Raw genomic sequence first — 20,968 nt, 5'->3', positions numbered from 1 at the left:
TGACCTTTTTTATTACCTATGTTTTTATCTATATTACGGAAGCTTTTCAGACACCATTTGGTTTCGTCCCTGATCTTTCGATTTGTATAGCAATTTATCAGCATGCTGAATAATTTCACGTAAATTCATTTTATCGCTAGGAGTAATGGAAACAGCCCCCATACTAAAGGTAATGACTTCGTCATTTGGTAAGCCTTCAATCGCAGTCTTATTAACGACCTCGGCTAAACGTTTGAAGATGCTCTCAATTTGGCTTTCATTGACTTCAGCTAATACTAATAACCATTCTTCCCCGCCGTAACGGCCAAATCCATCTTGCGAGCGCACCACCTCTTTACAAGCAGCACCAAACGCCATCAATACGTTATCACCTGTGTCATGACCAAATTTATCGTTTATCTTTTTGAAATGGTCCAAGTCAATAATAGCAATTCCAATTTCAAGCTTTCTTTCTTTCGCTTCGCGAAACAGCATCTCAGCAAAACTTAATACACTGCGCCTGTTCGGCTGGCTAGTAAGCGGGTCGCGCATCGCCATCGCTTTAAATTGCTTGCGTAGTCTATTTTGTTGAAATAAAAATATGACTAGCACTATTGTGCATAAAGTAATCGCAAGAATAACGATGTACCATATATTTCGTTCACGTTCTTGTTGCGCTATTTTAGCTAAATTATTTCTATTTTGTTGCAACAAGGCTGCGTTTTGCTGCTCTTTCAATTTAGTATCAAATTCAACCTGGTACTTCTGCACCAAATTCGCTTTCTCTTTCATTTTAATATCAATTTTTACTTCCATCGCTTGTTCAAGGGCTTCGTATGCGCGGTCATATTCCCCCTGCTTAAGCAGTAATTTAGACATCATAGTAAGTCGCTCAGCGTCGCTTGTAGGCCGGCGAATGTATTCAAACAAGGCAGCTGTTTTAATCATTATAAAATCAGCACGTTCAATGTTACCTAACTCTAAATGAGCTTTTGCCATGCCGAACAAGGCAGCATAAAGCAAGGTAGGATCATTCGCATAAATAAACGTGGGCTCAACTTCATGATAAAGCGCCAATGCTTTTTTGTAGTTTTTAAGCTCCACTTCTATATTGGCAAGTTCAAGCTTTGTCCACATTATGCCAATTTCATCGTTTAGCGATTCGCTAATTTCTAAGGCTTCTAGCATTATGCTTTTTGCTTTCTCAACTTGCTTATCAATAAAGTAAGTTTGCGCCATATTAAATAAAATAATAGATTCTGAAAATTTGTTACCTAACTGTCGCTCGGTAGTAAGTGCGAGTTCAAAGTATTCTTGTGCTTTATCAAGGTTATCTATAGCCGAATACACGTTCCCTAAACTCACCAACGCTGTGCCCGTGGCGGGTAAATCACCTATTCGGTCAAATTCTATATAGGCTTTCTGTAAGCTTTGAATAGCTTCCGCATACTGATAGTTAATGGCTTGGCTACGTCCAATAGCAATATAAATATCGCCAACACCTTTGTTCCCTTCGGTCGCCAGAATATCTTCTATTTGTTTATAAAGGCGCGCGGTGACCTCGGTGAGTTCAGCATCATTACCGGTATGAATAGCTACATTTAACTTAGCTATATTTAAACGCGCACTGTCAGCTATACTTATATCATTTAAGGGAATAGATTCTGCTTCAGTAATTTCTTTAGCTACGTCACTCATTCGTTCTAAACTAGTCAACACTTCAATTTTGACCAATTGACCTTTAAACGCACAGTTATACCAAGCTTGTTCACGGCAACGTTCAACCAAACTATTTAATGATAAAACCAACTCTCTATTTGGAGTCACAGTATCAGCATCCCAATCATTTAAATAGTTAAGTGCTTTTTCTTCTGAGTTAAAAGTAGGGATACTGACTGCATTGGCTATATTACACGCGGCAAAAAATAATAGGCACGCACATACCGCCCTTTTTCCAAAAGCAAAAACTGTATGAGCAATCAGAGTAGACAACAAATAAACTCCATTGATAAATGGCCAATATAAATTAGCAGCAAATTTACTAGACTTTGGTATATAGCTGTATCGACTGTGCCACTATAAGCTAAAGCTACAATATATGATAATACTTAGCGATTATTAATTGTAAATATCAATCGCCAGCGTAAGCAAATTCACCCTCAATCATGACGCTCACACTATCACCTACTTGAGGTATGTGTTTAGTCATGCCAAATTCTGACCTTACAATAGTAGTGCTTGCAGAGAAACCCATTGTGGGCTTTCTTGATAAGGGTTGAATAGCCATAGCTCCATTAAACGTTACATTCAATGTAAGGGGTTTTGTTAGGCCTAGAAAGCTTAAATTTCCGCTCATTATGGCAGTGTTTTCTGATGTCATTTCAATTGACGTTGATTCAAACTCAATTGCATTAAATTTCCCCGCATTAAACCAACTTTCATCAAGGGCTAATACTTTGTCAAAGTCAGTTTGCTTTGGGTTAGGAAAAGCAGTTTGTATCGACATGGGATTAATAGAGGCAAAAACAGTGCTACTTTCAATATCGTTAGGTTTAAAATGAATAGATGCATCAAACTCGGTGAAACGAGCTAAGTAATTCGATAAACCAAAATGCGACACTTTCCAAACAATAGATCCATGGCTTAGATCAAGTTGGTACTTCCCTTCTGGCATTTGGTTAAAAGGGCTTTTCGCAAACACCCAAGATATACAACCTGCTAATATTAATACAATAAATAGCACGCTTATGCGAAGCAAATTCATGGCTAATCCTTTTTCCTGTATATGAACGCGAGCTTATCGTATGGCATTACATAAATTTTAGCTAGCATATTCATATTTTAAATATTAAATTTTTGTAATTTATTTAAAAAAAAACCCTGAAGCATTATAGATTCAGGGTTTTACATTAAAGTTGTTCAGCTTTATAAAGGTTCTAAATCTTCGCCTTCTTTTTCTACCTCAGTCGGCATTAAGTCTTCTTTGCTAATACCTAGTGCTAGAGCTACTGCGCTGGCAATATAAACGGAAGAGTAAGTACCAATAAATACACCAAACAATAAAGCGGTCGCAAAACCATGAATCAGGGCACCGCCTTTAAAGAACAAGGCCAATAACACGAGAATAGTGGTTAACGAGGTAATAATGGTACGGTTTAAGGTTTGCGTTAGTGAAATATTAATAATTTCTAATGGCGTACCTTTGCGTATTTTGCGAAAGTTTTCGCGAATACGGTCAGAAACCACAATGGTATCGTTAAGTGAATAACCTATTACCGCTAATAGTGCTGCTAATACCGTAAGGTCAAACTCTAGTTGCAATACAGAAAACAAACCAAGCGTAATAATTACGTCGTGCAGCAAGGCTGCCACTGAGCCTAAGGCGAACCTATATTCGAAGCGCATAGCCACGTAAATTAAGATACAAATTAACGCGGTCAACATTGCTAAGCCGCCCTGCTCCGTAAGTTCCTCACCTACGTTTGGCCCTACAAACTCAATTCGCTCCATATTAACTGAGCTATCTTTCGCTTGTAATGCCGCAACAATAGTATCGCCAATTAATTCTGCCGCTAAATCATCACGCGGCGCTATACGAATTAATACATCTTGGCTACTACCAAAATTTTGTACCACAGCATCAGGAAAACTAGCTTCACTTAAGTCAGCACGAATTTTTTCAAGCTTAGCACCCTCAGGGTACGATACTTGAATAACGGTACCGCCAGTGAAATCTAAGCCCCAATTAAGCTGATTAACCGCAAGTGAGGTAATAGAACCCAAAATCAACACCGTTGAAAATATCATTGCGACTACGCGCAACTTCATAAAATTAACTGCGCCGTCTATCTTTAAAAGTTGAAATTTCATATGTTTATTCCCTTATATGGCCAGCGATTTGACGCGGCGACCGCCCCAAATTAGATTCACTAGCACACGTGTGAGTACTATGGCTGTAAACATTGAAGTTGCAATTCCAATCATTAAGGTAACTGAGAACCCTTTAATTGGCCCAGTTCCTATTGCAAACAAAATCATGCCTGCAATAAAGGTCGTAATATTGGCATCAAGAATGGTTGAAAACGCATTATCATAACCAAAGTGTATGGCTTGTTGCGGGCTTCTTCCATCGCGAATTTCTTCTCGTATTCGTTCAAATATAAGTACGTTAGCATCAACCGCCATACCAACGGTTAGTACTATACCTGCCATACCCGGTAAGGTAAGCGTGGCACCTGGAATTAACGAAATAACACCTACAATCATAATCACGTTTGCAACAAGGGCTAAATTAGCCACAATGCCGAATGCGCGATAGTAAATAAGCATAAATACAAGTACTGCAGCCAAACCGTACAATATGGCGGTATAACCTAGCTCAATATTTTCCTTACCAAGGCTTGGACCCACTGTGCGTTCTTCTACTATTTGAATAGGTGCTATTAAAGCGCCCGCTCTGAGCAGTTCAGCTAAGTTTCTTGCTTCTTTAGCACTATCAATACCAGTGATTCTAAAGCTATTACCTAAACGCGCTTGAATAGTGGCAGTGTTTATTACTTCCATTTCTTTCTTAAATACAAGCTTGCCATTGGCATCGCGCTCTTCGGTCGCTTTATACTCAATAAATACCGTTGCCATGACTTTACCAATTTTGTCTTTGGTGCCGTTTGACATTTTGCTGCCGCCTTCACTATCAAGCGAAATATTGACTTGTGGAAAACCATTTTCGTCAACACTGTTGCTAGCATCGGAAATATGATTACCGGTTAGCATAATCTGCTTCTCTAGCAACACTGGGCGCCCAGCTGCCGTATATAGTAACTGCGAACGTGCTGGTACACGGCCGTTTACAGCATCACGTACGTCGTTGAGTTCGTCAACCATGCGAAGCTCAAGCGTTGCCGTAGTACTTAGTATTTCTTTCGCTTTTGCTGGGTCTTGAATACCAGGAAGTTGAACAACAATACGCTCTGCACCTTGCTTTTGCACTAATGGCTCGGCTACACCTAATTGGTTTACACGGCCGCGTATTATCGTAATATTTTGCTTAACAGCTTTGTCACGAATATCAGCTAATTTAGCCTCGGTAAATACTGCGCGCAATGTTAAATCATCACGTTCATTAAATACCATGTCGGCATAGCCGCGACGCAAAAAGAACTGCGCCTTTTCAAGTACTTCAGGGTCTCGGAAAGTTATTTCAATCTCTTCACCTACTTGGCGAACAGAGCGATAACGAATCTTTTCTTCACGTAGTTGGGTACGGAAGGTTCCAATAATATCTTCAAATGCGGTATCGATGGCGCTTTTCATGTCAACTTCAATTAAGAAATGCACACCGCCACGCAAATCCAAACCAAGCTTCATTGGTGAGGCATTTAGCGCTTCTAGCCACTCAGGAGTGTCGGGCACAAGATTCATAGCCACGCCATAATCTTCGCCAAATTTACGCTCTAAATTTTCACGCGCTAGTAATTGCGTATCAGAATCAAGTAAACGAACAATTACTTGTTGGTCTTTAAATTCAACGCTTTTAGTGGTGATGTTTGCTGCTGTTAAGCTAGCTTCTACTGCGGGGACTAAAGTAGCAGAAACTTCGGTGTTACGACCCGAGGTAATTTGCACCGCGTGATCTTCACCATACAAATTGGGTAAGGCGTACAAACCGCACATAGCGAGTACGAAAAACACCAATAGGTATTTCCAAATAGGGGTTTGGTTTAACACAATAATATCCTAAAAAACCGTGTTTGCTTGTTGCAAGCTTTAAAAGCTCGGTAAGCTAACACGGCTTATCGTTCATTAAATTGACTTCATAGTGCCTTTTGGCAATACCGCACTTACTGCTGATTTTTGTACCATTATGCTATTAGTTTCGTTAAGCATAATTTCGATAAAATCTTTTTCGTCAGCAACCTTAGTTACTTTGCCCACAATACCGCCTTGTGTTAGCACTTCATCACCTTTGGCGAGGGCTGATACTAAGTTTTTATGCTCTTTAACACGCTTAGCTTGAGGGCGATACAACAAGAAATAAAAGATTAGGCCAAATACAGCCAGCATAATTAGAGGTTCAAAACCAAAACCAGGGGCTGCGCCGCCTGCTTCTTGGGCTTGGGCTGTAGATATAAAAAAGCTCATAAGATTTCCTTTTTTTTAATTATTAAGTAGGTTAAACACTTCGCACACTGAAATTAATTTAAATTTCAGGGACTTCCATGCCTTTCTGTGCATAAAATTCTGCAACAAATTCATCTAAACGGTTTTCACCAATAGCTTCACGCAAGCCTTCCATCACAATTTGGTAATAACGCAAATTATGAATAGTGTTTAAACGTGCGCCAAGTATCTCATTACATTTGTCTAAGTGATGTAAGTATGACCGAGAATAATTTTTACAAGTGTAACAATCACATTTTTCATCTAAAGGTGATGTATCTGTTTTATGTTTGGCGTTTCTGATTTTAATTACGCCTTCACTTACAAACAAGTGGCCATTACGTGCATTTCGTGTAGGCATTACGCAATCGAACATATCAATGCCGCGGCGTACCGATTCAACAATATCTTCTGGCTTGCCCACGCCCATTAGATAGCGCGGTTTGTTAGCCGGAATTTTAGGCGCGGTATGCTTCACTATGCGCATCATATCAGGCTTCGGTTCACCAACCGATAAACCGCCAATTGCATAGCCATCAAATCCAATATCTTCAAGGCCCGCTAAAGATACATCGCGTAAACCTTCATACATGCCGCCTTGAATAATACCAAATAAAGCGGATGGGTTATCACCATGTTCCTCTTTACTGCGTTTAGCCCAGCGCAATGAGAGCTGCATTGAACGCTCTGCTTCTTCAACCGTAGCAGGGAAAGGAGTACACTCATCAAAAATCATAACAATGTCAGAGCCTAAATCGCGCTGCACTTGCATGGACTTTTCAGGTGTTAAAAGAATTTTCTCACCGTTGATGGGCGATCTAAAGGTAACGCCCTCTTCGGTAATTTTACGCATAGCGCCTAATGAAAATACCTGAAAGCCGCCGGAATCAGTTAAAATAGGCTTATCCCAGTGCATAAAATCATGTAAATCGCCATGTTGTTTTATGATGTCAGTGCCAGGACGTAACATTAAGTGAAAGGTATTTCCTAAGCATATATGCGCGTTTGTATCGGCTAGCTCTTCAGGCGTCATGCCTTTTACGGTACCGTAAGTACCCACCGGCATAAATGCTGGAGTTTCCACTACGCCGCGATCAAACACAAGTTGGCCGCGCCTGGCTAAACCATCAGTGTTAAGTAAATTAAACTTCATTTATTATCCGCTAAAGTGACCAAGGTAATTGGCAAATTATACCATTACCGAGCAGGTTCAAAAAATTGCGCGGATTATAGCAAATATAGGGCAAAAAATAACATGGAATTATTTATTAAATATACAGCCTAATAAAACGACGAAATATTTTAACTTTTTTAAGGTAAAGAATACTCAGCGAACTCCCCTTAGTTTCGTAACACTCACTAGGCTAAGCGCATAATAGTGAGTTATACTGGCAGATGTTAAGCCTTAAAAATAACAACAATAACCCTTTAAAATAAGGAAGATTTATGCGTAAAAGTTCTCCATTTATCTTATCTTTGTGCGCGGTAGCCTTAATTACGGCATGCAGTAAAGCGCCTGAGTTAAATAGCAATACAGCCCCCATCGAAAGCAAAGAAAAAGCCCCTGAAGTGAAGCTAAATATTGATGAAAGCCGCCTCAATATTTACCATTCAGTAGATTTAACTGCTGATTTAAGCCCGTATTCTGACAACCAAAAAGAAATGCTAAAGCTACTTATTGAAGCATCTGAAATTATGGATGATTTATTTTGGGAGCAAGCGTTTGGTTCCAATAAAAAAGAGTTCTTACGAGCCATTGAAAACGAAGCGCTTAATGATTTTGCAAGTATTAATTACGGCCCATGGGATAGGCTTAATGGTGACCAAGCTTTCTTGCAAGGTTTTGAAGAAAAACCTTTGGGAGCGCAATTTTATCCCCATGACATGACCAAAGAAGAATTCAACAACAGTGATTTTTCTGACAAAGATGGTTTGTACTCATTAGTGCTTCGTAATAAAGCGGGTGAACTCTACAGCGTACCGTACAAAGAAGCCTATAAAAAGCAGCTTAACAAAGCGGCTAATTTATTAATTCAAGCCTCGGAGTATGCTGACAACACAGAATTCGCAAATTATTTGCGCATGCGCGCAGATGCATTTATCACTAATTCATACCAAGCCTCTGACTTCGCTTGGATGGATATGAAAAGCAATCCCATTGATGTAGTAATTGGGCCAATTGAAACCTATGAAGATCAATTGTTTGGCTATAGAGCTGCATTTGAGTCATACGTGTTGCTAAAAGACTTAGCATGGAGCGAAAAGCTTGCTAAATACGCGGCTTTTTTACCCGAACTACAACAAGGTTTACCTGTAGAAGCAAAATACAAAGCGCAAATGCCAGGCACCGACGCTGATTTAAACGCTTACGATGTTATTTACTACGCAGGCCATTCAAACGCAGGCAGTAAAACTATTGCGATAAACCTGCCGAACGATGAAACAGTGCAGTTACAAAAAGGGACTCGTCGCTTACAGCTTAAAAACGCTATGCGCGCAAAATTTGATTTCATAATGATGCCAATTGCAGAGCAACTTATTGCCACAGGTCAGCGTGACCACGTGACCTTCGATGCTTTCTTTGGCAACACTATGTTTCATGAAGTAGCTCACGGCCTAGGCGTAAAAAATGTGCTAGGAAGTGAACAGACTGTACGCGCTGCATTAAAGGAACATGCGTCTGCTTTAGAAGAAGGTAAAGCAGATATATTAGGCCTTTACATGGTTGAACAGCTCCTTGAAAAAGGCGAAATAAGTGAAGGTGTATTAGAAGATTATTACGTGACCTTTATGGCCGGTATTTTTCGTTCGGTAAGATTTGGTGCTTCTAGTGCACATGGAAAAGCGAATATGATTCGTTTTAATTATTTCCAAGAAAAAGGCGCATTTGAGCGTGATGAACAAGGCTTCTATAGCGTTAATATGGATAAAATGTCATCAGCAATTGATAGCCTATCTGAGTTAATTCTAACCTTACAAGGTAATGGTGACTACAATGGCGTGGCTGAATTAGTAGCGGAAAAAGGCATCATAAGCCGCAACTTGCAGAGTGATTTAAGCAAACTCACATCGGCTAATATTCCTGTAGATATAACCTTTAAACAAGGTACAAAGGTGCTTGGCCTATAAACAGCTTAGCTACGTAAAATAAAAAAGGCCGCGTGGTGAGTACCAGCGGCCTTTTTGTTTTACGATTTTCTAACTTACATTATTGCGCGTAATAAACATAGCATCGCCGTAACTAAAAAAACGGTATTCGTTTTTAATCGCTTCTTGGTAGGCGTTCATTACTTTTTCGCGGCTTGCGAAGGCACTAATTAGCATCATTAAGGTAGACTGTGGCAAATGAAAATTAGTTAACATTGCATCAATCACTTTAAATTTAAAGCCGGGATAAATAAAGATATTGGTGTCTGATAGAAACGGCGCAATTAATTCAGACTCAGTAGCTTGAGCGGCTGATTCAACCGAACGCACTGAGGTAGTTCCCACCGCAATCACGCGTTTTCCATTTGCTTTAGTTTGCTTTATGAGTTCAGCGACTTCAGCACTTACTTCGGCATATTCTGAATGCATTTCATGATCTTGAATATTGTCAACTCTTACTGGCTGAAAGGTGCCTGCCCCCACGTGTAAGGTTACATAGGCAGTATTCACACCCTTTTCAGCTAAACGTGCCAAAATGTTTTCGTCAAAATGTAAACCAGCGGTTGGCGCAGCAACGGCTCCCGGCTTTTCATTGTAAACGGTTTGGTATCTTTCTTTGTCTGAGTCTTCGTCAGGGCGGTCTATGTATGGCGGTAGCGGCATATGTCCATATTGTTCTAACAAATCAAAAATGTTCTCGCTACCCTCAAATGACAAATGAAACAGTGCGCCTTGGCGTCCTAGTACATTGGCTTTTAAGCCGCCCTCAAGAATGATCAACGCTCCGGCTTTCGGGCTTTTACTTGACTTCATATGCGCTAAGGCGGTGTTGTCTCTCAGTACACGTTCAAGTAACACCTCAATTTTACCGCCGCTTTCTTTATGCCCGAACAAACGCGCGGGTATTACTCGCGTATTGTTGAAAATAAGTAAATCCCCCTCGTTTATAAGCTCAACAATATCAGTAAAATTGCCGTGGCTAAGTTCGCCGCTATTGCCATTTAGCTTTAACATGCGCGAAGAAGTGCGATCTTTTGCAGGATATTTAGCAATTAAGTGCTCAGGTAAATCAAAATCAAAGTCAGATATTTTCATTAATTACATAATTCTTTTAAAACGAGTTGATACAGTTTCATAATGAATGCAACAAGCAAACACCATATATTTAGTGGCTAAAACAGCATCTTATGTTTAGCCATTAGCGAAAGAGTGATATTTAAACTAAAGTTGTAGTATTTTTGTACATACCTAATATGATTAGCCATACCCTAATTTGCGTGCGAAGTATAAACGATTCCCTTATTATAATCACAAGTTTCATGTTGTACATTCCTGTTATGAACTTAGACATCTCCCTATGTCGAATTTTTTGCCCGGCCATTTGTGCCGGGCTTTTGTTTTTTGATGCCTCACAATTTTATACCAAGTAAACTTATCCACATACAAGCGCTTGGACAGTCCGAGCCTAGTTCTGTGGATAAGTTTTGAGGATACTCTGTCACTAGAAGTATTTATGGCTTGTATTTATTAGAGTTTTTATTAACACTAGACGCCTAAATAACAGATTATGAGTGCACATGAACACCTTAGTTAGAGTAAAAAAGCTAATGTTGCAGTACTTTTCACAAATGCGTTGGTTTGTGTTAATCGGCTTGCTCAGTTTTTACGTACTCAGCTCATATATTTTGCTATTTTTAGCAGGTGAAAGCACACTACTGAATATTAACGACTTTTTCTATTGGATAGTAGTTACCGGATCTACAGTGGGTTACGGTGATATGTCACCCACCACTGCTACCGGTAAATTAGTAGTTTCTCTTTATATAATTCCACTTGGTTTATCTATATTCGGTTTAATCTTAGGGCGAATAGCAAGTTGGGTGAGTACACAGTGGCAAAAAGGAGCGAAGGGCATGAACACCCTAGATGTTAAAAATCATATACTGGTACTTGGCTGGAATGGCAAGCGAACCGAACAATTGATCAAACTATTGTTAATTGAAAAAAAGAGTTCTGTTGAAAACCCAGATATCGTCTTATGCGTAAGAGCGGATATTACCAACCCTTTCCCAGGTACTATTGAGTTTGTAAAAGTAGACACCTTTAACAAAGATGAGGATATGGACAGAGCCTGTATTGCTGACGCAGCAACTATATTAATAGATAATCCGCAAGACGACATGACAATGACCTCGGCGCTTTATTGCTCACAGCGCAATCAAGCTGCGCACAAGGTAGCTTATTTTGAAGACGAAAGTTTAGTCAGTTTGTTGCGCCAGCATTGCCCTGAAATTGAATGTACCCCTAGTGTAGCCGTTGAAATGCTAGCCAAATCAGCGTTCGACCCAGGTTCATCTTTATTGCATCATGATTTATTGGATGTTTATGAAGGACAAGCTCAGTTTTCTGCTACCATACCCGACAATGTTAACGCAATTACTGTTGAGTCATTGTTCTTCAAATTTAAAAGTGAATACGAAGCTATTTTTATTGGCATTGCTAAAGACCATGATATTCATAAAATATCGGTAAACCCACCGCTAAGCACTTTGCTAGAATCAGGTGACAAAGTCTTTTACATTGCACAAAGTCGCATAAACAATATTGATTGGTCTCGGTTCTATTAAATTTTACTTTACCGAAGCCTTTATTAAATTTATATATTTTCAACAAAAGGAACGCACATGGAAATGTTACAAACATCATTAGCAGGCCTTGGCAATTTCGCCATGTACTTTTTGATCTCAATAGTGCTATTTTTTGTGTTCAAACTACTTTATACCTTTATTACCCCGCATGATGAATGGAAGCTGGTAAAAGAACAGCAAAATACCGCTGCTGCAATTGGCTTTGGTGGCGCCATGATAGGATTTGCCATTGCACTTGCTGGCGCAGCATCTAGCTCTGCATTCTTTGTTGATTACGTTATTTGGGCCTTCGTTGCCATGTTAGCGCAGGTATTTGCGTTCCTACTTTTGCGCTTTACGTTTATGCCACTTATTGCTGAGCGCATAGATAACAATGAAGTATCAGCGGGAATTATTTTAGCCTGTGTATCTATATCCGTAGGCTTACTTAATGCCGCTTGTATGTCTTATTAGGAGCTTGTGAATGTCAAATTCATCAAATAAATCAAGCAATCAAAAACGCAGTAAAAATATTAATCTGAATGCTATGCGAAAAGTGAACCCGCTGAAACCCATTGCATTAGGTGCCGCTACATTCATGCTAGGCGCTTGCGGAACTGACGACGTTGCATCTATTTACATAGATGCTGATGATTGCAGCTCCGATAATCCTTCATTTAGTGCCGAATGCCAGGCTACGTATGAAGCAGCTTTGCAGGATGCGCAAGACACAGGCCCCAAATACGAAACTCAAGCTGACTGCGAATACGATTTTGGTGCCAGTGCTTGCCAACAGCAAAACACCTCTCAAGGTAGCTTTTTCATGCCGTTAATGGCGGGCTACATGTTGGGTAACTTAATGTCAGGTTCACGCCGATATACTCCTATGTACACATCAAATTCGCGAAACTCGCCACTGCGCAACAGGTGGTTTACGTCCAATGGGCAAAACGTGGGCAAGTATTCCACTTCTGGCAATCAAAAGTATCGAGTAAGGCAAAGCTTTTTCAATAAACGCCCTACTACCACTAGCGCTTTAAAGCGCGGAGGTTTTGGTAATATTGCTCGCGCCACTTCATCGCGCACTGCCGCATCAAAAGGCTGGGGCGGCTAGGTGTTACGACTACCGTCGCTTGCTAGAAGTAACTGGCAAGCGCTGGCAAAAGAATATGGTTTTCATTTTCACACTATGTATGGCGAAACATACTGGGATGAGAGTGCTTACTATCAATTTAGTTTACAGCAAATAGAAGAACACATTGAGCAGCCTAGCGCTGAAATACATCAAATGTGCCTGCATGTAGTAAATGAAGCGCTTAAAAGTGAAGAAACGCTTCAAAAGCTTGCTATTCCTGAACTGGCTTGGCAAGCAATGGCAGATAGCTGGAACGAAAAGCACCCTAGCTTATATTCCCGTTTAGATTTTAGTTATGACGGCAAGCATCCTGCAAAATTATTAGAAAACAATGCTGACACCCCCACATCGCTCTACGAAACTGGTTTTTGGCAATGGTTATGGCTTGAAGACAAAGTAAAGGCTGGGCATATTTCTCGTAATGCTGATCAATTTAATTCAGTGCAAGAAAAGCTTATTCGTACTTTTAAAGATATTAGCCAGTTTTATCAATGCCGTTTTATGCATTTCGCTTGTGCGAAAGACTCATTAGAAGATCGCGGCACCGTTCAATACCTACAAGATTGCGCAAGCGAAGCGGGTTTAGATACCTACTTTACGTTTATGGAAGACATAGGCGTAGATGCACTTGAGCAGTTGAGTGACAAAAATGACAACCTGATAGAACATTGCTTTAAGCTCTATCCTTGGGAGTTTATGTTACGCGAACCCTTTGCTAAGCAAACTATTAGTAGCCGTGTAGGCTGGCTTGAACCTATATGGAAAAGTGTGCTTTCAAATAAAGGCTTACTTCCACTGTTGTGGCAATCTTTTGAGAACCACCCTAATTTGTTACCGGCATTCTTTGAAAGTGATTTTGCGAAATACGCCCATCAAAGTAGTCATTCATCATGGGTTAAAAAACCACTTTACTCCAGGGAAGGGGCAAACATTGATATTTTTGATATAAATACTCAGCAAAAAAATGCCTCGAGTGAAGGTCCCTATGGTGAAGAGGGTTTCGTATATCAAGCGAACCACCCATTGCCCCGGTTTGGTGACAACTACACTTTAATTGGTTCTTGGCTGATTGGCGACGAACCGGCGGGAATATCCGTTAGAGAAGATAAAAACCTTATCACTCAAGATATGTCAAGATATCTCCCTCATATCATTTTATAAGTTTGACTTTCAATTAAGCTCTTCAATTAAGCTATGCAATTCAAGGCTTTAGTTTCAAGTCATTAAATACACTATGTAAATGTAGCTTTCATGTTAAAAATTACAATGGTAAGGGCGCGCCTAATTGCGTAAAATACCCGCCTAACTAAGAAGTAGAGAAACAAGCGTGACGGAACCCACACAAGCTCAAAAGCAAAACTCAGGATTTTTCGGTAATCTAATTTTCAATATCGCCATTCCCGTGGTAATTATGTCGTACTTAAGTACCGATGAATACTTAGGGCCGGCATGGGGCGTAGTAGTTGCACTCTTGTTTCCACTTGGTTATGGGCTAATTGAACTAGTGCAAACCAAAAAAGTAAACATGTTCTCAGTACTGGGAATTGTGAGTGTATTATTAACTGGGGGAATAAGTTTACTTAAACTGCCTGCTGAATATATGGCTATAAAAGAAGCGGCCATCCCGGCCTTAATTGGCCTTGCCGTTATTATTACCCAGTTTACTCACAAGCCCTTGGTGAAAGCACTTATTTTGAATGACCAACTCGTGAATTGGGATAAGTTAAATGCACGCTTAGCTGAAAAAAACGCAATTGAAATATTTAAAGAAAAAATAGCCGTTAGCTCATATATTGTGGCTTCATCATTCTTTTTATCTTCTGCCTTAAATTATGGTTTAGCTAAGTGGATTTTAGTTTCTGAGCCAGGCACTACCGCTTACACTGAAGAACTTGGACGTATGACTGCCCTTAGTTATCCGGTTATTGTTATTCCTAGCATGATCTTATTAATTTCTGCTTTAATATACTTATTCAAGCAAATCTCAAATGTAACTGGCGATCCTATTGAAGACTTTTTAAATCAGTAGTACGCGCAACTATGCTTAAAATCTAGCCACGCCTATTAGTAATATCAATACTGTGGCGTGTGTTTTTCTGGTAAAACTATAAATACAATAATAAAGGTATTTATAGCATGCAACGTTTACTCATAAATAAAGAAAACCTCTCAAATATTAATATTGAAACACGGTCTTTAAATCTACAAGAAAACGAAGTCTTATTAGAAATAGACAGTTTTGGTTTGTCAGCAAATAATATTACCTACGCGGTACTTGGACAAAGCTTCGGTTACTGGGGATTTTTTCTCACAAATGAGCCTGAACAATACGGTGTTATCCCCGTTTGGGGCTTCGCTAATGTAGCTGCCTCAAATAATCCAGATATAGCCGTAGGCAAACGTGTGTTTGGTTACCTGCCTTTTGCTAGCCACGTAGTTGTGCAGCCCAAACATGTTGATAGCACAGGATTTTTTGACGCTCATAGCCAAAGAAAAAGCATATCACCGGTATATGACCACTACGTATTTTGCGATACTGACACAGGCTATCAGTTAGCGAATGAAAGCTGGCAAATTACCTACCGCCCATTGTTTATGACCTCTTTTGTATTAAGTACTTTTGTGGCCAGCCAATATTCACATGCGCGCAACGTTTTCATCACCAGTGCTTCAAGCAAAACCGCCTATGGTACGGCTATGCTTCTTAAACAGCAGCTTGCAGGGCAATCATGTAAAATTGTAGGCTTAAGCTCAAGTGCCAACATTGATTTTGTGAATGAATTAGGCTGCTATGATGAAATCGTGGATTATGATGACATTGAAACCTACATGGCAAAGCTTAATAGCTCAAGTACACACACTGCTGAGCAAAATACTCAGGTTATTTTAGATTTTGCAGGGAATAAGAACACCCTACACTCACTGCAAAAAGGATTGCAAGATTACCAAGTAAGTACGCAATTAATTGGTGCTACTGACGTAAACGGCAGAAACACGAGTGATGTAAACACCAGCGGTGAGGTCTTTTTTGCCCCTAGCCAAGTGAAACTAAGGCAAGATGAGTGGGGTAAAGCTGAATTTTTCGCTAAATATCAAAATGCATGGGAAACATTTTTACGCGCTATAAAGCCTCATATACAAGAAATTAATGTGGAAGGTTTTGAAAATATGTCGAATCAATATTTAAGCGCATTGCAAGGCAATATTAATCCGCGGCAAATGTTGATTCTTCGCCCGTAAAAAGCATTACCAATCTTTTAGAACCTCAATAAAAAAGCCAGATACGAAAGTATCTGGCTTTTTATATCAACCTTTTATAAAGCTTGCTACTTATTCGCTTTTTGTTTGTAGTAGGTATTCAGCAAATCGAAAATTTTGTGTGCAATGTCAGTATTGTCTTGGCTACCCGCAAAGCGTTCAGATGATGGACCAAAAGCAAATACTTGTACGTCAATTCCGGTATGTCCTGAAGTAGTCCAGCCAGTATTGCTTCGTTTATCTACAATATCCTTAAGCACCGCTTGAATTTCACGAGCACTCATTTGAGCATTAATGGTGTTTACCTGCTCTACTTCACTTTCGTTAAGATCAAAACCAAATTGCGTTGATACAAACGCGCCTTTGTCAGCCTCTTCTATTATAGATTCAGCAATAGTTGCAACAGATGCTTTGAAGTTTTTCAACCATTGTGGCTGCCATGCATATACACCATTAGCACCAATGGTTAAGCCGCCTGTACTATGATCCGCCGTCATAACAACTAAGGTATCAGGATGGCTTTGCACATATTCATACAAATATTCCATAGTTTTAGCTAAGTCATGCATTTCAGCCATCGCGGCAGAAATATCATTCCCATGTCCTGCCCAATCGACTTGGCTTGCCTCAACTAATAAAAAGAAACCGTCTTCATTTTCTAAATACGGAACTGCGGCTTCGGTTAACTTGCGCAAGCGAAGCGGTTCTTTGTCATCTAAGGCCCAAGGTAGGCCGCTATCACCAAACAATCCAAGCACCGGTTTTGCTGAATCAATGCTTGCCAGTTGTGAATATTTATCAATATATTGATAACCATCGGCTTTAAATTCGTTCACCAGGTTACGGTCTTCTCGCATAAAGAATCCCCAACCAGCACCTAACATAATGTCAGCTAAATGCTCATCGTTAATGCGGTCATCATAAAAGCTATCGGCTATTTCATTATAATTTTGGCGTGATTCATTAGCTACCATGTAAGCTGCTGGTGTTGCATGAACAATATGGCTAGTAACCGCCAGGCCAGTTTTTAATCCTAACTTATGAGCTCTATGCAGCACGGTTTCTACCGCTTGCTTGTTTACATCAACGCCTATAGCGCCATTGTAGCTCTTAACGCCTGCGGCCAAAGCTGTGGCACTTGCTGCAGAATCAGTCACTAAGCCACTTACTTCATGAGGATAAGTGCTTGAACCGCCGACTAAGGTATCGTCAAAAATAGTGGTTTCAATATAAGGCGTGTTCGGATTGTCATTGTAATAACGATAGGCCGTAGTAAATGCAGGCCCTGTACCATCTGCCACAACCATAATAATATTCTTCGGAACACTTGCTTGGCTTTTAGATGAAACTTGATTGTCTACTTGTTTAGCAGCTTCAACATCAATAACAACACACGCACTGAAACTTGCGCACGCAAGCCCTATCCCAAACCATTTACCAATATAACTGAGCTTTGTAGTGATCATAAATTTCCTAAATTGTACTCACATTTCAATTTTATGAACGAAAGTATACAACAAAATAGTGTCATTCTAATGACCACAAGGCATTTAGCGTCATCTTTTTTAATTTTTTATAGAGTTTGCGTGTGATGCCACTTTAAGAAAGTCAATTTTTGTGATTTTCACATGTAAAATTTTACAAGCAACCCTTAAATGCATTCATGAAATTAATGATGTAAATGAATTTTATATATTTTATTTATTGTGTTTCTGCGCCTAGGATGAATGCGTACTCAAACAGCAATACATAAATAGAGACACAATTAATACACACAACACGTTAATAAGGCTGTAATTGTACAGCCCCATATTTTAAGAAAGCTGAGGAATTTACTATGTCACAGTATCAAGACACCATTAAACAATTCGCCGATTTGAAAGCAAATCAAGGTACTGGCTGGAATGCAATAAGCCCTGAATATGCAGCGCGCATGAAAATCCAAAACCGCTTTACTACTGGGCTAGATATAGCCAAATACACCGCAGGTATTATGCGTCAAGATATGGCTGAATACGATGCTGACTCTTCACAATACACACAATCATTAGGTTGCTGGCATGGCTTTATTGGTCAACAAAAAATGTTGTCAGTTAAAAAGCATCAAGGGACTACGCAAAAGAGCTATTTGTACTTATCGGGTTGGATGGTAGCGGCACTTCGTTCTGAATTTGGTCCGTTGCCTGACCAATCAATGCACGAAAAAACCACAGTACCAGCACTTATTGAAGAGCTGTATACCTTCTTACGCCAAGCCGATGCTCGCGAGTTAGGTGACTTGTTCCATCAATTAGATGATGCCAAAGCAGATAGCAGCGAAAACGGCGCGAAAAAAGTAGCGGCTATTCAGGCGCAAATTGACAATTTTGAATCACATGTAGTGCCAATTATTGCTGATATTGACGCCGGTTTCGGTAATGAAGAAGCCACCTACCTACTTGCTAAAAAGATGATTGAAGCTGGCGCATGCTGTATTCAAATTGAAAACCAAGTATCTGATGCTAAGCAGTGTGGCCACCAAGACGGCAAAGTAACCGTTCCGCACGAAGATTTCTTAGCCAAAATTAATGCTGTTCGTTATGCATTTTTAGAATTAGGCGTAGATGACGGCGTTATTGTTGCGCGTACTGATTCATTAGGTGCTGGCTTAACGCAAAAAATCCCAGTATCGCAAAGCGAAGGTGATTTAGCGGCTCAATACAATGCGTTTCTTGAAACTACGCCAGTAAATAGTGTTGATGACTTAGGCAACGGTGACACGGTAATGAAATTAGACGGCCAGCTTGTTAAACCGGTTCGTTTACCCAATGGTTTGTATAAATTTAAAGAAGACACTGGTTTTGACCGCGTAGTACTTGACTGCGTAACCTCATTACAAAATGGTGCTGACTTACTTTGGATAGAAACTGAAAAACCACACGTTGGCCAAATTGCAGCTATGGTAAACAAAATTCGTGAAGATGTACCAAATGCGAAACTTGTATACAACAACTCGCCTTCATTTAACTGGACACTTAATTTCCGCCAGCAAGTATTTGATGGATGGAACGAAGCCGGTAAAGATACCTCAGCATATGATCGCAGTGCGCTTATGTCAGCTAAGTACGATACCACTGACCTTGCTATTGAAGCGGATGAAAAAGTACGTACTTTCCAAGCAGATGCTGCACGTGAAGCTGGTATTTTCCATCATTTGATTACTTTACCTACTTATCATACTGCTGCTTTATCTACTGACAATCTAGCAAAAGGCTACTTCGGTGACCAAGGCATGCTAGCGTATGTTAAAGGTGTTCAGCGTGAAGAAATTCGCCAAAGCTTAGCTTGTGTTAAACACCAAGCCATGGCGGGTTCTGATTTAGGTGATACACATAAAGAGTACTTCTCAGGTGACCAAGCACTTAAAGCATCGGGCGAAGACAACACGATGAATCAATTTGATGCCATCGCATAAATAAAAGACACACAACAAACTCTTGTTCGGCGCCCTTCGGGGCGTTTTTTCTTTATATTTTTCAATATCTTCACAAATATCTAACGTTTTATATTCACAAAATTAATAGCAAACCTTTTAATTATTGCTAATTTTTATATAATCAATGTATAGTAATTACTAAGCAAAGCAAAAGCGTACAAGGAAACTAATCGTGAATATTGCCAAAGTCGACCTCAATTTATTGGTGTATTTAGATGTACTGCTACGCGAGGGCAGCGTAACAAAAGCCGCAAATCAATTAAGCATCACTCAACCGGCTATGAGCAATGGTTTGAAACGTTTGCGAGATTTATTTAAAGACCCACTTTTGGTAAGAACCAGCGATGGTATGACACCAACAAAAAGGGCTGTAGAGTTGCAACCCGTTATTCGCGATGTGTTGAGTCAGTTAGAATCTAGCATTCAACCAGAAGTTGAATTTGACCCACTCACCAGCGTTAGAACCTTTAGAATTATGACCAGCGATTATGCTGAATCTACCCTACTCCTTAGCCTAGTTGGGCGCTTAACAGAGCTTGCTCCTAACATCACGCTTGATTTGATTACACCAAGTGATGTGACCTTTCATGACGTAGAACAAGGCAAGGTTGATATGGCAATTAACCGCTTTGAAGAATTACCTTTAAGCTTCCACCAAAAAGTTATTTGGTACGATGATTTTTCGTGCGTAATACGAGCTGATCACCCGCGAGCTCAAAGCTTTGGCTTAGAGCAATACTTAAGTGGCCAGCACATTTGGGTAAGTAAAACCGGTTTTGGCGTAGGCGTAGGTATTGATCCCACTGAAGTACAGAAGCTAGGTTGGGTAGATGCTGAGCTAACTAAAATTGGCAAAAAACGTGATATTAGAGTGTTTACTCGCCACTACCATGCCGCGCTACAAATGGCTAAAACGCAAAACCTAATAGCCACCCTGCCCACTAAGGCTGCCAACATATTTAAAGATGATGCAGCTATTAAAATAGTGTCGCCTCCTTTTGATATTCCCCCCATTGCCTTAAAAATGGCTTGGAGCGCACTATTACACCATGATGCGGGCCATATATGGTTGCGCCGTTTAATAGGTGACGTAGCGAATGAAATGCAGGCACAGTAGGCGCAAAACCTGTCATTTCACGCTTTAAAAACGCCAGTCCATCGGTTCACGCTTTAGCATTCACACAGTGA

The 20,968-nt window shown here is 40.1% G+C and carries 17 protein-coding genes; 9 read left to right on the top strand and 8 right to left on the bottom strand.

Annotated elements, in window-relative coordinates; all coding sequences use genetic code 11:
- Positions 1–33: 33 nt before the first annotated feature.
- The 6 genes from ACOI22_RS16040 to tgt all read right to left on the bottom strand — a co-directional run bounded on the left by ACOI22_RS16040 (position 34) and on the right by tgt (position 7,291).
- Positions 34–1,971, bottom strand: coding sequence for a diguanylate cyclase (locus tag ACOI22_RS16040; RefSeq protein WP_420673147.1), 1,938 nt, complete (start codon positions 1,969–1,971; stop codon positions 34–36).
- Positions 1,972–2,110: 139 nt separating this feature from the next.
- Positions 2,111–2,743: a YceI family protein gene (locus ACOI22_RS16035; RefSeq protein ID WP_420673146.1), complete on the bottom strand. Its 633-nt coding sequence runs from the start codon at positions 2,741–2,743 to the stop codon at positions 2,111–2,113.
- A gap of 161 nt (positions 2,744–2,904) precedes the next feature.
- Positions 2,905–3,849, bottom strand: a complete 945-nt coding sequence (gene secF, locus ACOI22_RS16030) for a protein translocase subunit SecF (protein WP_420673145.1) — start codon at positions 3,847–3,849, stop codon at positions 2,905–2,907.
- A gap of 12 nt (positions 3,850–3,861) precedes the next feature.
- On the bottom strand, positions 3,862–5,706 hold the full coding sequence (gene secD, locus ACOI22_RS16025) for a protein translocase subunit SecD (protein WP_420673144.1): 1,845 nt from the start codon (positions 5,704–5,706) through the stop codon (positions 3,862–3,864).
- A gap of 75 nt (positions 5,707–5,781) precedes the next feature.
- Positions 5,782–6,120 carry a preprotein translocase subunit YajC gene (yajC, locus tag ACOI22_RS16020; RefSeq protein ID WP_420673143.1) on the bottom strand — a complete coding sequence of 113 codons (339 nt, stop codon included), beginning with the start codon at positions 6,118–6,120 and terminating at the stop codon, positions 5,782–5,784.
- A 58-nt stretch (positions 6,121–6,178) separates the two neighbouring features.
- Positions 6,179–7,291 (bottom strand): tRNA guanosine(34) transglycosylase Tgt, encoded by a 1,113-nt coding sequence (gene tgt / locus ACOI22_RS16015; RefSeq protein WP_420673142.1) that lies wholly within the window; start codon positions 7,289–7,291, stop codon positions 6,179–6,181.
- Between the two features lie 293 nt (positions 7,292–7,584).
- On the opposite strand from tgt, the gene ACOI22_RS16010 reads away from it, so the two are divergent.
- The gene (locus ACOI22_RS16010; RefSeq protein WP_420673141.1) at positions 7,585–9,267 is read left to right on the top strand and encodes a dipeptidyl-peptidase 3 family protein; all 1,683 of its coding nucleotides are present in this window, start codon (positions 7,585–7,587) and stop codon (positions 9,265–9,267) included.
- A gap of 69 nt (positions 9,268–9,336) precedes the next feature.
- Here the strand turns inward: ACOI22_RS16010 and queA are convergent, their stop codons facing one another.
- Entirely contained in the window at positions 9,337–10,380 is a 1,044-nt protein-coding gene (gene queA, locus ACOI22_RS16005; RefSeq protein ID WP_420673140.1) for a tRNA preQ1(34) S-adenosylmethionine ribosyltransferase-isomerase QueA, read from the bottom strand.
- Positions 10,381–10,862: 482 nt separating this feature from the next.
- On the opposite strand from queA, the gene ACOI22_RS16000 reads away from it, so the two are divergent.
- The 6 genes from ACOI22_RS16000 (at position 10,863) to ACOI22_RS15975 (ending at position 16,287) form a co-directional block, all read left to right on the top strand.
- Positions 10,863–11,912 (top strand): ion channel, encoded by a 1,050-nt coding sequence (locus ACOI22_RS16000; RefSeq protein ID WP_420673139.1) that lies wholly within the window; start codon positions 10,863–10,865, stop codon positions 11,910–11,912.
- A gap of 57 nt (positions 11,913–11,969) precedes the next feature.
- A complete protein-coding gene (locus tag ACOI22_RS15995; protein ID WP_420673138.1) occupies positions 11,970–12,386 on the top strand; it encodes a DUF350 domain-containing protein in 417 nt (138 codons plus the stop codon).
- Between the two features lie 10 nt (positions 12,387–12,396).
- Positions 12,397–13,026: a DUF1190 domain-containing protein gene (locus tag ACOI22_RS15990; RefSeq protein WP_420673137.1), complete on the top strand. Its 630-nt coding sequence runs from the start codon at positions 12,397–12,399 to the stop codon at positions 13,024–13,026.
- Positions 13,027–14,208: a glutathionylspermidine synthase family protein gene (locus ACOI22_RS15985; protein ID WP_420673136.1), complete on the top strand. Its 1,182-nt coding sequence runs from the start codon at positions 13,027–13,029 to the stop codon at positions 14,206–14,208.
- Positions 14,209–14,374: 166 nt separating this feature from the next.
- Entirely contained in the window at positions 14,375–15,076 is a 702-nt protein-coding gene (locus ACOI22_RS15980; RefSeq protein WP_420673135.1) for a VC0807 family protein, read from the top strand.
- Between the two features lie 107 nt (positions 15,077–15,183).
- A complete protein-coding gene (locus tag ACOI22_RS15975; RefSeq protein WP_420673134.1) occupies positions 15,184–16,287 on the top strand; it encodes a DUF2855 family protein in 1,104 nt (367 codons plus the stop codon).
- An 86-nt stretch (positions 16,288–16,373) separates the two neighbouring features.
- On the opposite strand, the gene ACOI22_RS15970 is transcribed toward ACOI22_RS15975, so the two are convergent.
- Positions 16,374–17,771 carry an alkaline phosphatase gene (locus ACOI22_RS15970; protein WP_420673133.1) on the bottom strand — a complete coding sequence of 466 codons (1,398 nt, stop codon included), beginning with the start codon at positions 17,769–17,771 and terminating at the stop codon, positions 16,374–16,376.
- 371 nt (positions 17,772–18,142) lie between these two features.
- Here ACOI22_RS15970 and ACOI22_RS15965 point away from each other — a divergent pair, with 371 nt between their 5' ends.
- Both ACOI22_RS15965 and ACOI22_RS15960 read left to right on the top strand, forming a co-directional pair.
- Entirely contained in the window at positions 18,143–19,759 is a 1,617-nt protein-coding gene (locus tag ACOI22_RS15965) for an isocitrate lyase (protein WP_420673132.1), read from the top strand.
- Between the two features lie 193 nt (positions 19,760–19,952).
- Positions 19,953–20,897, top strand: a complete 945-nt coding sequence (locus tag ACOI22_RS15960; protein WP_420673131.1) for a LysR family transcriptional regulator — start codon at positions 19,953–19,955, stop codon at positions 20,895–20,897.
- Positions 20,898–20,968: the final 71 nt, after the last annotated feature.

Source organism: Glaciecola sp. 2405UD65-10 (assembly GCF_048820975.1).
Classification (GTDB): domain Bacteria; phylum Pseudomonadota; class Gammaproteobacteria; order Enterobacterales; family Alteromonadaceae; genus Glaciecola.
The sequence above is the reverse complement of the archived record's forward strand: the minus strand, read 5'-3'. Positions and strand labels throughout refer to the sequence as shown.